General features: G+C 39.4%; 10 protein-coding genes. 5 read left to right on the top strand and 5 right to left on the bottom strand.

Features of this window, described 5'->3' with window-relative positions; translation table 11 throughout:
- Positions 1-98: 98 nt before the first annotated feature.
- The 3 genes from CA2015_RS18815 to CA2015_RS18805 are packed head-to-tail and all read right to left on the bottom strand — an operon-like array spanning position 99 to position 2,888.
- Positions 99-1,397: a TRAP transporter large permease gene (locus CA2015_RS18815; RefSeq protein WP_048643291.1), complete on the bottom strand. Its 1,299-nt coding sequence runs from the start codon at positions 1,395-1,397 to the stop codon at positions 99-101.
- A gap of 3 nt (positions 1,398-1,400) precedes the next feature.
- On the bottom strand, positions 1,401-1,889 hold the full coding sequence (locus CA2015_RS18810; RefSeq protein WP_048643290.1) for a TRAP transporter small permease: 489 nt from the start codon (positions 1,887-1,889) through the stop codon (positions 1,401-1,403).
- A 3-nt stretch (positions 1,890-1,892) separates the two neighbouring features.
- Positions 1,893-2,888 (bottom strand): TRAP transporter substrate-binding protein, encoded by a 996-nt coding sequence (locus tag CA2015_RS18805; RefSeq protein ID WP_048643289.1) that lies wholly within the window; start codon positions 2,886-2,888, stop codon positions 1,893-1,895.
- A 410-nt stretch (positions 2,889-3,298) separates the two neighbouring features.
- Between CA2015_RS18805 and CA2015_RS18800 the strand changes: the two genes are divergently transcribed.
- From CA2015_RS18800 to CA2015_RS18785, 4 genes are read left to right on the top strand one after another with little or no spacing between them, the layout of a single operon-like run.
- Positions 3,299-4,945: a UxaA family hydrolase gene (locus CA2015_RS18800; RefSeq protein WP_053086716.1), complete on the top strand. Its 1,647-nt coding sequence runs from the start codon at positions 3,299-3,301 to the stop codon at positions 4,943-4,945.
- A 26-nt stretch (positions 4,946-4,971) separates the two neighbouring features.
- Positions 4,972-5,787 carry an SDR family oxidoreductase gene (locus CA2015_RS18795; RefSeq protein ID WP_048643287.1) on the top strand — a complete coding sequence of 272 codons (816 nt, stop codon included), beginning with the start codon at positions 4,972-4,974 and terminating at the stop codon, positions 5,785-5,787.
- Positions 5,784-6,980, top strand: coding sequence for a mannonate dehydratase (gene uxuA / locus CA2015_RS18790; protein ID WP_240477842.1), 1,197 nt, complete (start codon positions 5,784-5,786; stop codon positions 6,978-6,980). The genes CA2015_RS18795 and uxuA overlap by 4 nt, the downstream gene beginning before the upstream one ends.
- Before the next feature lie 39 nt (positions 6,981-7,019).
- The gene (locus CA2015_RS18785) at positions 7,020-8,378 is read left to right on the top strand and encodes a Gfo/Idh/MocA family protein (protein WP_048643286.1); all 1,359 of its coding nucleotides are present in this window, start codon (positions 7,020-7,022) and stop codon (positions 8,376-8,378) included.
- A gap of 540 nt (positions 8,379-8,918) precedes the next feature.
- Here CA2015_RS18785 and CA2015_RS18780 read toward each other — a convergent pair.
- Positions 8,919-10,328 (bottom strand): NAD-dependent epimerase/dehydratase family protein, encoded by a 1,410-nt coding sequence (locus CA2015_RS18780; protein WP_048643285.1) that lies wholly within the window; start codon positions 10,326-10,328, stop codon positions 8,919-8,921.
- Positions 10,329-10,427: 99 nt separating this feature from the next.
- On the opposite strand from CA2015_RS18780, the gene CA2015_RS18775 reads away from it, so the two are divergent.
- The gene (locus tag CA2015_RS18775; protein ID WP_048643284.1) at positions 10,428-13,709 is read left to right on the top strand and encodes an amidohydrolase family protein; all 3,282 of its coding nucleotides are present in this window, start codon (positions 10,428-10,430) and stop codon (positions 13,707-13,709) included.
- Here the strand turns inward: CA2015_RS18775 and CA2015_RS18770 are convergent, their stop codons facing one another.
- Positions 13,710-14,462, bottom strand: coding sequence for an AAC(3) family N-acetyltransferase (locus CA2015_RS18770; RefSeq protein WP_048643283.1), 753 nt, complete (start codon positions 14,460-14,462; stop codon positions 13,710-13,712).
- Between the last annotated feature and the right edge of the window lie 287 nt (positions 14,463-14,749).

Below are 14,749 nucleotides of genomic sequence, written 5' to 3'. Positions count from 1 at the left end.
GTCTTCACCATTGGCGAATTACGAGCCATTGTCCCTATAGGTAAAAAAAAACTCCTCAACCGAAGGCTGAGGAGTTGAATTTATAAAGTGTCTAATTATTATAAACCAAAAACAGATGGCAACCATAGTGTAAGCTCTGGAATCAATGTGATCAGAAGCAAACCTAATAACATCGCCAAGAAAAAGGGAAGTAAGGGAAAGAATACCTTTGCAATGGTAGTCTTGGCCACTCCCACCCCAACGAATAAAACAGAGCCAACCGGAGGAGTACATACCCCAATACATAAGTTCAATACCATCATGATACCAAAGTGGATAGGATCTATTCCTAAAGTCACCACTGCTGGAAGAAAAATAGGTGTGAAAATCAATACTGCTGGTGTCATGTCCATAAATGTACCAACGAACAATAAGATTAGGTTAATCATAATTAATATCACGAACTTATTGTCACTCATAGTCAGTAAAGCAGAACTAATTGACTGAGGAATATTCTCGCTGGACATTGCCCAAGACATACTCATTGAAGTAGCGATCAACAACATTACAATTGCAGTTGTTTCAGAGCTTTTCAATAAAATGGAGGGAAGGTTTTTTATTTTTATTTCCCCATAAATAAAGGACAATACCAAGGTATAGACAACAGCTATTGCCGATGCCTCAGTAGCGGTAAATACACCAACTACTATCCCTCCAATTACAACAACCAAAAGCATCAAACTAGGAAATGCGGCTAGAAATTTAGTACCAAGTTCTTTGGCACTTGTAGGTTCACCGGGCTTTAGGTTGTGCTTTTTGATAAATATAGCTGCGGTGATCATCAAGAATAAACCAATCAATAAGCCTGGAATATATCCAGCAATAAATAGCGCAGCAATGGATACGCCCCCACTAGCCAAAGAATAAACGATCAAAACATTGGATGGAGGGATAATCAAACCAGTTGTAGAAGCAGTGATATTCACCGCAGCTCCCAATTCTCTTGGGTAACCTTCTTTTTCCATTCTTGGACCTAAAATCCCACCAATGGCAGAAGCTGCCGCTGCTGCTGAACCTGCTATGGCTCCAAAGAGCATGGCGGCAATTACATTTACGTACAACAATCCACCAGGAAGTTTTCCTGTCATGGCTTTTGCCAAATCAATTAACCTATTGGCAATGCCACCTTTATTCATTATCTCTCCTGCCAATATAAAAAATGGAATGGCCAATAAGGCAAAACTGTCTAGCCCCACTCCCATCCTTTGGGCAATAGTAGTGGCAGAAGGTACGGAGGCGATGGTAACTGTAAGTGTAAGAAAACTAGAAAAACCCAATGCCCAGGCAACTGGAACCCCAATCCCCATTAGAATAATAAAACTAACAATCAGTATAAGTATGCTTAAATATTCTTCCATGATTTAAATATTTTGGGAGTCTTTATTGTTCATTAAATTTTTAAGATCTGCCAATTGGTAAAAAAGCACCAGTAGACCTGAAAAAGGGATCATCATATAAACATAAGCCAGCGGCAATTGCAAAGTCGCTGATTTTTGTTCCAGAATGAAGGTGATGTAAACCAAGTTTGCCCCTCCCATTATCATCACAGGAATAACAAATAGTATGATGACAATATTAATAATAATTAATAATCTTCTTTTTGCTTCTCCTACCAACTTGGTTGGTAAAATATCTATGGCAAGGTGATTACCTTGTCCGGCCACATAGGCAGCACCTAACATACCTAACCACACTAATAAATACCTTGAAAGTTCATCCGTAAATGAACTCGGAGACTGGAGCACATACCTGGAAAAAACCTGCCAAGTAACATTAAGAACCATCACAGCCATAATGACCATCAGCATGATCCCTACAATTTTATCTAATTTTGATTTAAGACTGACCATTGCTTAATATTTTCTAATTTCTTGAACCAACTTATACATTTCCGGATCTGATTCTTTCATAAGTTCATAAACCTTTTCCGCCTCTTTTCTAAATGGCTCCTTATCTGGATAAAGTACCTCTACGCCAGCTTCCTCCAAAATTTTCATCGATTCAGCTACAGATTCTTCCCATAATTTGTATTGGTAAACGGCTGACTCATCAGCAGCTTCTTGAAGCCAGGTTCTTTCTTCCTCAGAAAGCAAGTCCCAAACCTTGGTACTTACAATCATCATATCAGGAATCGCAGTATGTTCATTTAAAGAGTAGTATTTACACACTTCATAGTGACGAGAAGTAACAAAACTTGGGGGATTGTTCTCAGCGCCATCCACTATACCTTGTTGCAATGCCGTATAAAGTTCCCCAAAGGAAACTGGGGTAGGTGAACCTCCAAAACTCTGCACCATATTAACTGCAGTTGGACTTTCCATTACTCGGATTTTGAGTCCCTCTATATCTGAGGGCACCATTACGGGCTTGTCCTTGGTATAAAAACTACGTTTGCCACCATCATAAAAACACAAACCTTTAAGCCAGTATTTCTCACCAGCAGCCAAAAGTTGTTTACCTATAGGTCCTTCAAGTACCTTAGCCTGCTGCTCATCATCGCGAAATAAATAAGGCTGACCTAATATTTTAATTTCCGGTGCAAATCCCTCCATTGCTGCAGTGGATACTTTGGTCATCGCCAAACTACCAATTTGTAGCAGTTCCACAAGCTCCCGCTCGGTACCTAATTGTTGGTTGGGATACACCTGAACAATCATTTTACCATTAGATTTTTCTTCAGCCTTTTCGGCTAAATACAGCATGGCAGCATGTACTGGATGGCTTGTATCCAATCCATGGCCAAGTTTTAATATCCTTACTCCTCCTGGTTTGGAGCAGCTCACCAAAATAGCCGCAAGAAACAGCATACTTAGGTAGTTCGGAAAATTCGTCTTTTTAAATTTCAACATATGAATTGCAATATTATTTGGGTTTCTATTACTCGTTTACTTCTTAAAATTATATCAATTAAGTTTTATTTCAATAATTCAATCACATTATATCATTGCTTTACTATTTCACTGAACTTGCTAAATTGAAAAACTTGGAAGAATAAGTACTGACTAATAATGATTTAACTGTACTATTTTAGGTAGTATTCCTTATTCATATAATACTTAGAGCAAGATACAATTAGCCCACAATTCAGGACTTGTTATTGCACTTGTTTTTTTCATCCATCAATAGAATGGATTTGGAAAACTGACAATAAACCATCAAAATTAATGGGGATTTAAAAAAAAAGAAGCCCTTAGCCTCTTTTCTTTTAATTTATTTATAAATTGTGCAATCGATTGCTCAAGATAATCAAATAATTGAAATGGTGCATAAAGTTTTACGAATTCATCCCGACGACAACGTTTTGGTTGCGTTAACGGACCTTAAAAAGGGTGAAATTATCAAATTTGAAAATAATGAAATTACTTTAAAAAGTAGTGTTAATGCCAAGCATAAATTCACCATTTCTGATTTAAATCAGGGGGATAAAGTGTATATGTATGGTATAATTGTAGGCAAGGCATTGTCTCCCATACCATCAGGTGATGTCATCACGACAAGTAACCTTGCTCATCAGACAGCTACCTACACTGGCCAAAGAAAGGCGTTTAAGTGGAATGCTCCTGATGTAAGCAAATGGAAAAACAGGACATTTGATGGTTTTCATCGACCAGATGGACAGGTTGGAACTGCCAATTATTGGCTGGTAGTGCCTTTGGTATTTTGCGAAAACCGAAACATAGAAATCATGAAGCAGGCTTTTGTAGAAGAGCTGGGTTTTGCTAAGCCCAACCCCTACAAATCTTTCGTGAAACAAATGAAGCAGCTTTACCTTAACGGAGACAAGGAAGGTCTTCAGCAAGTGGGTGTGGAAACCCTGGAACAGGCTGGAGAAGAAAAGTTATTTAAAAATTTAGACGGTATAAAATTCCTTACCCATAATGGAGGCTGTGGTGGCACCAGACAAGATTCTGAGGCCCTTTGTGCTTTGATCGCTGGGTACATCAACAACCCAAATGTGGCGGGTGCGACAATTTTAAGTCTGGGTTGTCAAAATGCACAACCTGCGATTTTAAAAGAAAAATTAGCCAATATCAACCCGGATCTCAAAAAACCGGTGATCATTTTAGAACAGCAGGAAGAGGGCACCGAACCTCAGCTACTCACTAAAGCCATACAATCTACATTCTTGGCAATGACAGAGGCAGATCAATTGGTAAGGGAACCAGCACCATTGAGCCAATTGACCATAGGACTGGAATGTGGTGGATCTGATGGTTTCTCGGGAATTTCTGCTAATCCTTCTTTAGGACAGGTATCTGATATTCTAGCAGCCTTGGGAGGAAAAACCATCCTTTCTGAATTTCCAGAATTATGTGGTGTAGAACAGGAACTGATCAATAGGTGTACTACGGATGAAAATGCAGCAAAATTCGTAAAGTTAATGCGTGCCTATTCAGCATCTGCAGAAGCAGTAGGCTCAGGTTTTGACATGAATCCAAGTCCTGGGAACATAAAAGATGGTTTGATCACAGATGCGATAAAATCTGCTGGAGCAGCCAAAAAAGGTGGCACCTCTCCTATTGAAGATATCCTTGATTATACTGAAATTGTAACTAAACCTGGACTTAGCTTATTGTGCTCCCCAGGAAATGATGTAGAAAGCACCACTGCAATGGCAGGTTCTGGAGCCAATATCATATTATTTACCACAGGTTTAGGAACCCCTACAGGAAATCCTATTACCCCTGTCATCAAAGTATCTTCCAATCATAAACTTTCCGAGAGGATGTCTGACATCATAGATGTAGATACTGGTGGAATTATTTCAGGTGAAAAAACCATTCCTGAAATGGGCGATGAATTAATGGAACATATTATACAAGTGGCTAGTGGTAAGATAAAAGCAAAAGCTGTATTGTTGAATCAAGACGATTTCATACCTTGGAAACGAGGAGTTTCACTTTAAAATAAATAAAAACCATAATACATACAATGTCTCAATTATTTTCAGTAAAAAACAAAGTCATCATAATTAGTGGTGGAACTGGTGTTTTAGGCAAAGCAATAGCTAAACACCTAGCATTGGAAGGTGCACAGATGATAATCCTTGGAAGAAATGAGGAAAAGGTAAGTGCGCTCGTGAATGAAATTAAGGATGACGGCGGTTATGCCTATCCTGCTGTGGCAGATGTTACCAACGAAAAAGAACTAACCTTAGTCAAAGAGAATCTGGAGAAAGAATTTGAGCAGGTAGATGTCCTAATCAATGCAGCAGGAGGAAACATGCCTGGAGCTACAGTGATGCCAGATCAATTGGTTACAGACTTATCATCTGAGGCGGTAAAAACGATTATGGACCTCAATTATATGGGGACTTTCTTACCTATAAAGACCTTTTTGCCATTATTCACCAAAACCAAAAAAGCGTCCATCATCAATATTTCTTCAATGGCAGCAAGCAGGCCTATGACCCGAGTGATGGGATATGCTTCAGCTAAAGCCGCTATTGACAACATGACCAAATGGATGGCTGTGGAATTTGCGAAAAAATACGGTGCGGAAATGAGAGTAAATGCAGTAGCCCCTGGCTTCTTCCTAACCGCTCAAAATGAAGCTTTACTTACCAATAAGGATGGCAGCCTCACACAACGTGGTAATCAAATCATCGACCACACACCAATGGCCAGATTTGGCAATCCTGAGGAGCTTTTCGGTGCCGTGCAATGGCTCAGCAGCGAGGCTTCAAAGTTCGTAACAGGTACAATTACAGAAATAGATGGAGGATTTAGCGCTTTTTCAGGAGTATGAGTAATAACAAACAACCTATATACATGGAACAAACCATGCGTTGGTATGGTCCAAATGATCCCGTACAGTTGTCAGACATCCTTCAATCAGGAGCTACTGGCATAGTCACTGCCTTGCATCAAATACCTAATGGTCAGGTCTGGCCTAGGGAAGCAATCAGGGAGAGAAAAGAAATTATTGAAGCAGCAGGCCTGACTTGGTCCGTAGTTGAGAGTGTGCCTGTACATGAAAACATCAAAACCCGATCTGGGAATTTTGAAGAATGCATTAAAAATTATCAGGAAAGTATTAGAAACCTGGCTTCAGAAGGTATCACTACTGTTTGTTATAATTTTATGCCCATACTGGATTGGACAAGGACCAACCTTGCTTACCCTATGGCCAACGGTGCGAAAGCACTTCGCTTTGAAATGAAGGCTATTGCTGCTTTTGACTTATTTATTCTTCAACGCCCAGGTGCTGCTGCTGATTACAGTGAAAGCATGAAACAAAAGGCTAAGGCTCATTTTGATACTTTGTCTGAAGAGGATAAAAACCAATTGGTCAATAACATTATAGCTGGTTTACCAGGTGCTGAAGAAGGTTATTCTGTAGAGGATTTTCAAAAGGCTTTGGATACCTTCAAAGGAATCGATGCAAAGAAACTAGGCGATAACCTTAATTTATTTCTTGATGCAATCGTTCCAGTAGCTGAAGAAAACAAAGTATCAGTATGTATCCACCCGGATGATCCTCCATTCCCTATTTTCGGTCTGCCTAGAGTAGTTAGTACAGCTAAGGACTATGATCGAATTTTGGAAAACAACAATAGTCCTTATAATGGATTTACGTTTTGCACAGGTTCTTTAGGCATCAGGGCTGACAATGACCTTCCAGCTATGGTAGAAAAATATGGTGAGCACATTCATTTTATTCACCTGAGAAGCACTCAGAGGGATGAAGAAGGTAATTTCTACGAAGCCAACCACATGGAAGGTGATGTTCCAATGGCTGATGTCGTTGAAGAAATAGTGAAATTGCAACAGAAAATTGGTAAATCACTTCCAATGCGTCCGGATCATGGACACCAAATGTTAGATGATTTAGGAAAAATCACCAACCCTGGTTATTCTGCCATAGGAAGACTAAAGGGCCTTGCTGAACTCAGAGGATTGGAAATTGGTATCGCCAGAAGCATATTGAAAAAAGATTAGAAGTTAATAACAATACATTCAACAAACCTGAGAATATTTATGAATAAATCTAATGATAGCAGGAGGGATTTTATTAAAAAATCCGCTTTAGCAACCATGGGTATTTCTTCTTTAGGAGCTGTAGGGTTTTCTGCCAAAAGCTACGGAAATATCATTGGAGCAAATGACAGAATCAACTTAGCAATCGCTGGCTTAGGAAGACGATTAGGAGCATATTATGAGCCAGTAAAATTAAAATCAAGCAATATAAACCTTATGTACCTTTGCGATGTAATGCCATCACAAAGAGAAAGGGCTGCAATAAATTTTGCTAAACACATAGATTATAAACCAAAACTTGAAAACAGTATACTAAAAGTTTTGGAAGACAAAGAAGTTGATGCTTTGATCAATGCAACCCCAGATCACTGGCATGCGCCAGGTACTTGGCTTGCACTAGAGGCGGGTAAAAATGTCTATGTAGAAAAACCTTGTAGCCATAACCCTTATGAGGGAGAACTTTTAGTTGCTTACCAAAAGCATTACAATAAAGTGGTGCAAATGGGTAATCAGCAGCGTTCCTCTCCTGAAAGTATCCAAATCATTAAGGAGATACATGAAGGTGTGATAGGAAATGTTTACAAAGCAACTGCCTTTTACAATTCAGCAAGAGGTGAAGTGCCTAACCAAAAGAAGGCTACACCGCCTAATGGATTGGATTGGGATTTATTTCAAGGACCTGCACCTAGAAGAGAATATACTGAAGAAACCTGGAACTATAACTGGCATTGGTATGGCTGGGACCATGGAACAGCTGAGGCTGGAAACAATGGTACTCATGAAATAGATGTTGCCAGATGGGCACTTCAGGTAGATTTTCCTGAAAAAGTTTCTGTAGATTCAGGAAAGTACCATTGGCCAAATGATGGTTGGACCATGTACGATACTATGGATGCCGTTTTTAAATTCTCCGGAAATAGAACCATTCAGTGGGACTGTAAAAGCCGAAATGGTCACAATACTTATGGCCCAGGAAGAGGAACCATTGTCTATGGAACTGACGGTTCTGCCTATATTGACAGAGGTGGTTACAAGCTATTTGATAGAAATGGTAAGGTGGTTAAAACCAGTGAATCTACTAGCAATGAAGCTGGCACTGCACTTGGAGGAGGAGGCGATATGTCCACTCTTCATGTTGTTAACTTCTTTGAGGCTATCCGAGGAAAGGCTGAACAAAAAAGCCCTATAGACGAAGGTGCTAAAAGTGTATTGCTTTGCCACTTGGCAAACATCGCTTCAAGAACTGGAGAAGTGTTGACTTGTGATTCTTCAAATGGACACATTACCAACAGTAAGAAAGGAAAAGCCCTTTGGAAAAGAGAATATGAAAAAGGATGGGAGCCTAAGTTAAAAGCTTAGGGATCTATAATTTTCTAATTACTATTATCATTAAATCCCCGGAAATATTTCGGGGATTTTTTTGGTCAATTTCTGGAGTACGATGACTAGAAATTATCCTTTGATAATTTAAACCGGATTCGAAGACATCGCAAATTTTAAGCGTAAGAGCGTAAAATTAAACGATTATGTCAGAATAGGCGCAAAAAAAGGCGACAATCCAAACTTAATCATTTAATATGCATTCACTGAACCAAGAACTATACCCTTATCTGAGATATTTCTCCCTTTCTTTGCAGATAAAATAGGTGTTGCAATACCCCCGCTATTTCTATGATTACTCCATGGCATTAAAGCCTAGATGGAATTCTAAGACAATGGCAAAAACTAAAGTTAAGCAGCGAACTCCAACGCAAATTCACTCCTTTCAGAGGTTAAATCTTTAGACAATTGATTTTAAAATACAATACCTTAAACATCTCCTTAAAAGAGATAATCTTCATTTGGTAAAAGTTGACCTATATTTACTTCGATCCATCATTCGGAATTCTTTTTTCATATTCAATTTATATGCCTTTTCCTCTTTCTAATGGTATTTAGGTATTTTCCATACCTGTTCATTACCCAAAGATGCAAACGTGCCTGAGTGTTAACATAAAAAAACCAAGGGATTTTGGGAACAAATTCGTGAATTGCGGTAATGATATATTTACCTTCTAGCACCTCTCTAAATTCCAGCCAACCATAATTTGATCGACTCACCAACCAGCCACCTGAAATGTAAAAAAGTTGTCTTTTTTTGTTGCTTCTGTCTTTAACCCAAGACAACTGAAGCATGGGTACCTTTATAAAAGAAATATAAAAACTTATTATTTTATCCTCGTCTTCCTTGGCAATGATTATGGATTTAAAAAATATGGGTAACCAAACCTTGTATCGATTGGCTGCCCAATAGGCACTTTTTCCCAGAGTATTTGGTAAACGCTGAATACTTCTCACCGTATTTTTTTGCTTTTCAGCCGGTTTGAAGGATGGTAATACAGGTTCTTCTACCGTTTCAAGTGCTATTTTAACCGCCTCTTCATAACCTTGATAATCAATGTACACAGCATCAAAAGCCAAGTCATCAGAAACTGTCATGGTATGCTTCAGACTTTCCACTAGAGGAGACACGAGCTGAGAAGGGCTTTCACCAAAATACCCTACCCACAACTTAGAAAGCCCCGGGGAGAAAAAGGGAACTGAAAACACCCACCTCTTCTTTCCCATGACCATGGAGGTTTTAACAAGCATTTCCTTATAACTCATCACTTCAGGACTGCCTATTTCTATGGCTTTGTCATAAACTTCCTCATTGCCTAAACATGCATCTATGATGGTAAGGGTATCATCTAGGGAGATGGGTTGGGTTTTAGATTCGGTCCATTGTGGGCAGATCAGTACAGGTAATTTTTTAACCAGATTCTTGATCATGTCAAAGGAAGATCCTCCAGGCCCTACGATTATACTAGCTCTTAAGGCAGTTAGGGCAGCCGTTCCTGTAGATAAGGTTCGCTCTACTTCCAACCGACTTTTCAAATGTTGAGACCATTCCTCTTCGGGTTCACCCTTAGGCAAAATACCCCCCAGATAAATAATCTGCTTTACTCCATTACTAGTCGCTGCTCTAGAAAAATTATCCGCTAAGAGCAAGTCTGTATCTTCGAAACTACCCTGATTGAGCCTAGTAGACGCATTCATAGAGTGCACCAAATAGATGGCATAGTCAACTCCTTTGAGGGCCTCAGTGGTGGAAGAAATGGAATACAACTCTACTTGTCTCCATTCTATTTTTGGTTCAGGATTCTCATTAACCTCCCTCCTGCTCAGACCTATAAAATGATACTGGTCTTTAAACCTGTCCATAAACCATTTACCTATGTACCCTGTTGCACCTGCGATGGCAACTACCTTTTTTTTACCTTGATTCATCATAATACAAACAAGTCCTAGACCAAATTGTTAGCACTTCTTTAAGTTATTCATTTTATTGCCTATATCTTTGTTTAGGTAAGTAAAAAATCAATCATTATGCGTAAGTTTTTAATAGTTTGGTTAGCAGGATTATTTCTGCTATCACCTTTATTAGCTCAAGAGGAAACAGATTGGAATGTTTCCAAACCAAATGGCGATTGGGAATTTGATCAAATTAATTTCACAACGGATGAAGGGACTTGGATGAATGTAGACGTCAGTCCTGATGGAAATACCATCGTATTTGATATGCTGGGCGACATCTATTCCATCCCTGTAAAAGGCGGAAAAGCAAAGCCTTTAAGGACTGGAATGTCCTTCGATGTCCAACCGCGATTCAGTCCAGATGGTCAATGGATTTCCTTTACCTCAGACGCAGGTGGTGGAGACAATATATGGGTAATGAAGACGGATGGATCGGAGCCAAAACAAATCACTAAGGAATCCTTTCGTTTACTCAATAACGCTGAATGGATGCCCGATGGCAATTTCCTGATCGCAAGAAAGCATTTTTCTTCTGGCAGGTCTCTTGGTGCTGGAGAAATGTGGCAATACCACATCACCGGAGGAGATGGCTTACAGCTAACCAAAAGAAAAAATGACCAACAGGATGTAAATGAACCTTCCGTTTCACCTGACGGTAAATACCTTTACTATAGCGAAGACATGTCTCCTGGAGGTTCCTTTCAATACAATAGAGATCCCAATGGTCAAATTTATGTCATCAAAAGGTACGATTTCAAGACAGGAGAAATAAAAACTATTACTGGTGGTCCAGGTGGAGCTGCCAGACCACAGGTCTCCCCTGATGGGAATAAACTTGCTTTTATCAAAAGAGTGAGGACCAAGACAGTATTGTATATCCAGGATCTGGAAACTGGTGAAGAATGGCCTGTCTATGATCAACTAAACAAAGATCAACAAACAGCATGGGCTATATTCGGTGTTTACCCTGGCTTTTCTTGGATGCCATCGGGGGATGAATTGGTTATTTGGGCTAAAGGCAAATTGAAGAAAATCAATATCGCCAACCTTAACCAAAATGACATTCCATTTTCTGCGGATGTAACCATGCCATTGGCAAAACGAGTACATTTTGAACACCAAATAGAGCGTGAATCATTTACGGCTAAAATGATCCGGGATGTAAGGACTTCCCCTGATGGTAAATCCATTGTATTTAGGGCTTTAGGTTATGTATGGACAAAAGAGATGCCCAATGGCAAACCTAAAAGACTAACATCGGGTGTGGATTTCGAAGCGGAGCCTTCCTTTTCTCCAGATGGTAAAAAGATTGTCTTTGTCACTTGGAATGATCTAAATAAAGGCACAATAGCAGAAATTGAGCTAAAAAGTAAGAAGATTACCACTATAACAAGTGAAAAGGGAATCTACAGACATCCTGTTTATTCACCAGATGGTAAAAGTCTGGCCTATAGAAAAGAAGGTGGAAACCTGGACCAAGGCAGAACTTTCACCAAAAACCCTGGAATATATTTACTTAATCTTGAATCAAAAGAAAGTAAGTTTTTAACGGCTTCGGGAGATTATCCCTTGTTTACCAAAAATGAAGAAAGACTCTTTTTTCAAACTGGAGGGAAGTTTTTTGGCAACCTGACCAAAAGTCTTAAATCCATAGATTTGAATGGAAAGGATGAGCGGACGCATATCGAGTCAAAATATGCCAATAGGCTGGTTCCTAGTCCTGATAATGAATGGGTAGCTTTTATACATTTGCATAAGGCTTATGTAGCACCTCTTGTCCTTAATGGACAAACCATCAATCTTGATGACAAAAGTAAATCAGTACCTGTTGCAACCCTTGACAAGGACGCCGGGTTATACCTTCACTGGTCTAAAGACAGCCAAACTGTTCATTGGACTTTGGGCGATCAGTATTACAGCAAAAAACTCAAGGATAAGTTTTCTTTCCTTGGAGAAAGGGCTGAAGAAGAAAATGAGCTAAGAGAAAAAGGTATTGCTATAGGTCTAACGGCTAAAGTCGATCAACCCAAAGGTACCATTGCTTTTACCGGAGCCAGGATTATCACCATGGAGGGAGACGAGGTTATTGAAAATGGAACAATAGTAATTGAAGGTTCAAATATTCTAGCTGTTGGGGAAAACGGTAAAGTAAGTATACCAAAACAGGCCATGGTCTATGACATGAAAGGTAAGACCATAATGCCTGGAATGGTGGATGCTCATGCCCATATCGGTGCCTTTAGAGATGGACTTACTGTTCAGCAAAACTGGCAATTGTACGCCAACCTAGCCTTTGGAGTCACGACTTCCCATGATCCATCGGCCAATAGCGAAACGGTATTCACCTTATCTGAAATGATAAAAAACGGCAGTTTGGTAGGCCCTCGGATTTTTAGTACAGGCTTTATTTTATACGGTGCAGATGGGGATTTTAAGGCTGTGATTAATAAATTGGAGGATGCTAAATCTTCTCTACGACGGACCAAAGCACTTGGGGCAACTTCCGTTAAATCCTACAATCAGCCTAGAAGAGACCAACGCCAACAAGTACTACAAGCAGCCAGAGAACTTAGGGTGAATGTAGTGCCAGAAGGAGGTTCTACTTTTTTCCACAACATGTCTATGGTGCAGGATGGCCACACAGGAATCGAACACAACATACCTATAGCCCCGGTTTACAATGATGTTCTTGAAATATGGGCTCAGTCAAAGGTTGGCTACACCCCTACCCTCATAGTCAATTACGGAGGGCTCAATGGTGAAAACTATTGGTACCAAAAGACCAATGTATGGGAAAATGAAAAACTTCTACGTTTTACGCCTAGAGGGGTAATTGACGCCAGGTCCAGACATAGAACCATGGCACCGGATGAGGAATATGAAAATGGACATATCCTTACAGCCAAGCAGGTAAATGCCCTAGCCGATAGAGGAGTAAAAATAAACTTAGGAGCACATGGTCAATTGCAGGGATTAGGTGCTCATTGGGAGCTATGGAGTTTTGTTCAGGGAGGAATGTCCAATCATGATGCGCTAAAAGTAGCGACTATAAATGGTGCAAAGTACATAGGAATGGACAAGGAAATAGGCTCCTTAAAAGAAGGGAAATTGGCCGACCTTATCATTATGGATAAAAACCCATTGGAGGACATTAAAAACTCAAATTCTATCACCCACACCATGATCAATGGTAGGTTATATAATTCAGCTACTATGGACGAAATTGGAAATGAGCCTAAAACAAGAAAGCCATTTTATTGGGAAAATAATCTCTTTAACGAGGCTTTTCCATGGCATGAAAGCATACAAACCTACATGCACAGTGGTTGTGGTTGCCATGCTACTGAACAATAATCAGTTTGCCCTATCGACAAAGTAAAAAGGATCTTGTTTTAAATACAGGATCCCTTTCTCCCATATAGCCAAAGATTCCATAACCACACTTTTCGCTTCCAATACTTTGCCTATTCGATAATCTCTTGGTTCAAGGACATTAAATAAACGATCATAACGTTGATCAAACCCTTTAAAACCATGCCTTTGGTAGGTTTTAACCAAAGTTTCACCATTTGATAGTTGAAGTTCATGGTCTATTTTTTCTCCAAACAAATAGGGTGGAATGAATTTTTCTTCCACCGCATGCATGGAAGTATTGGGTCTAGTCCCACACCCCAAAAACATTACCTTTCCCTTCACTAAAGGCAATTTTGCAAAGGGAGAGTAAGGGCCACAAGGTGTCTCGTCTTTTAAATGATCATTTAAAAGAAAATCAGCTTTCCCTCCAATTCCGCACACCGAATGTGTGGGATGAATACTCCTTTTCACACCAGGATAAGTCCTGAAAAACTCTGTTAACCCACCTACACATGAGGGTGTATTTTGTTCGTTAAAAATCGGCTGACTTTTATTAATTGTTTGGTAGGATAAACTTGGCATTAAAAGTGTTCCCTCACTCCCCAAAAAGGCTATAATAACTTTGACAATTGTCTCGGCACGGTTGGGGAATCTACCCAAAGCGTTAAGCGATGAATGAATTAATAAATGATCTCCTTTTCGTATCCCTAATCGGTATAGATCTGATTGTAAACGCGTAGAAATTTTTTCCATAAAAGTTGATTAAAATCAAACCCAAAATAGGCAAAAGACCTACTATAATAGGATAAATCACTTTTCAAGTCAAGCCTAAGGATGGAAATTTCCAATGCTCAAATCAAAATATAAAAGACGCAAGAATCCATGGCCAATTCCAAGGCAATCCTAGCTGTAAAACGGAGGAAACAAAATAAAAATTGTCATTTTAGGAGAATATTCACCAAAAAAATATAAAAAAATGTAAGCTCTCCTATTTATAATTTAACTTATATATAACAGGAAAGCTTACAACTAATCTTATC

Source organism: Cyclobacterium amurskyense, from assembly GCF_001050135.1.
Classification (GTDB): Bacteria; Bacteroidota; Bacteroidia; order Cytophagales; family Cyclobacteriaceae; genus Cyclobacterium; species Cyclobacterium amurskyense.
The sequence above is the reverse complement of the archived record's forward strand: the minus strand, read 5'-3'. Positions and strand labels throughout refer to the sequence as shown.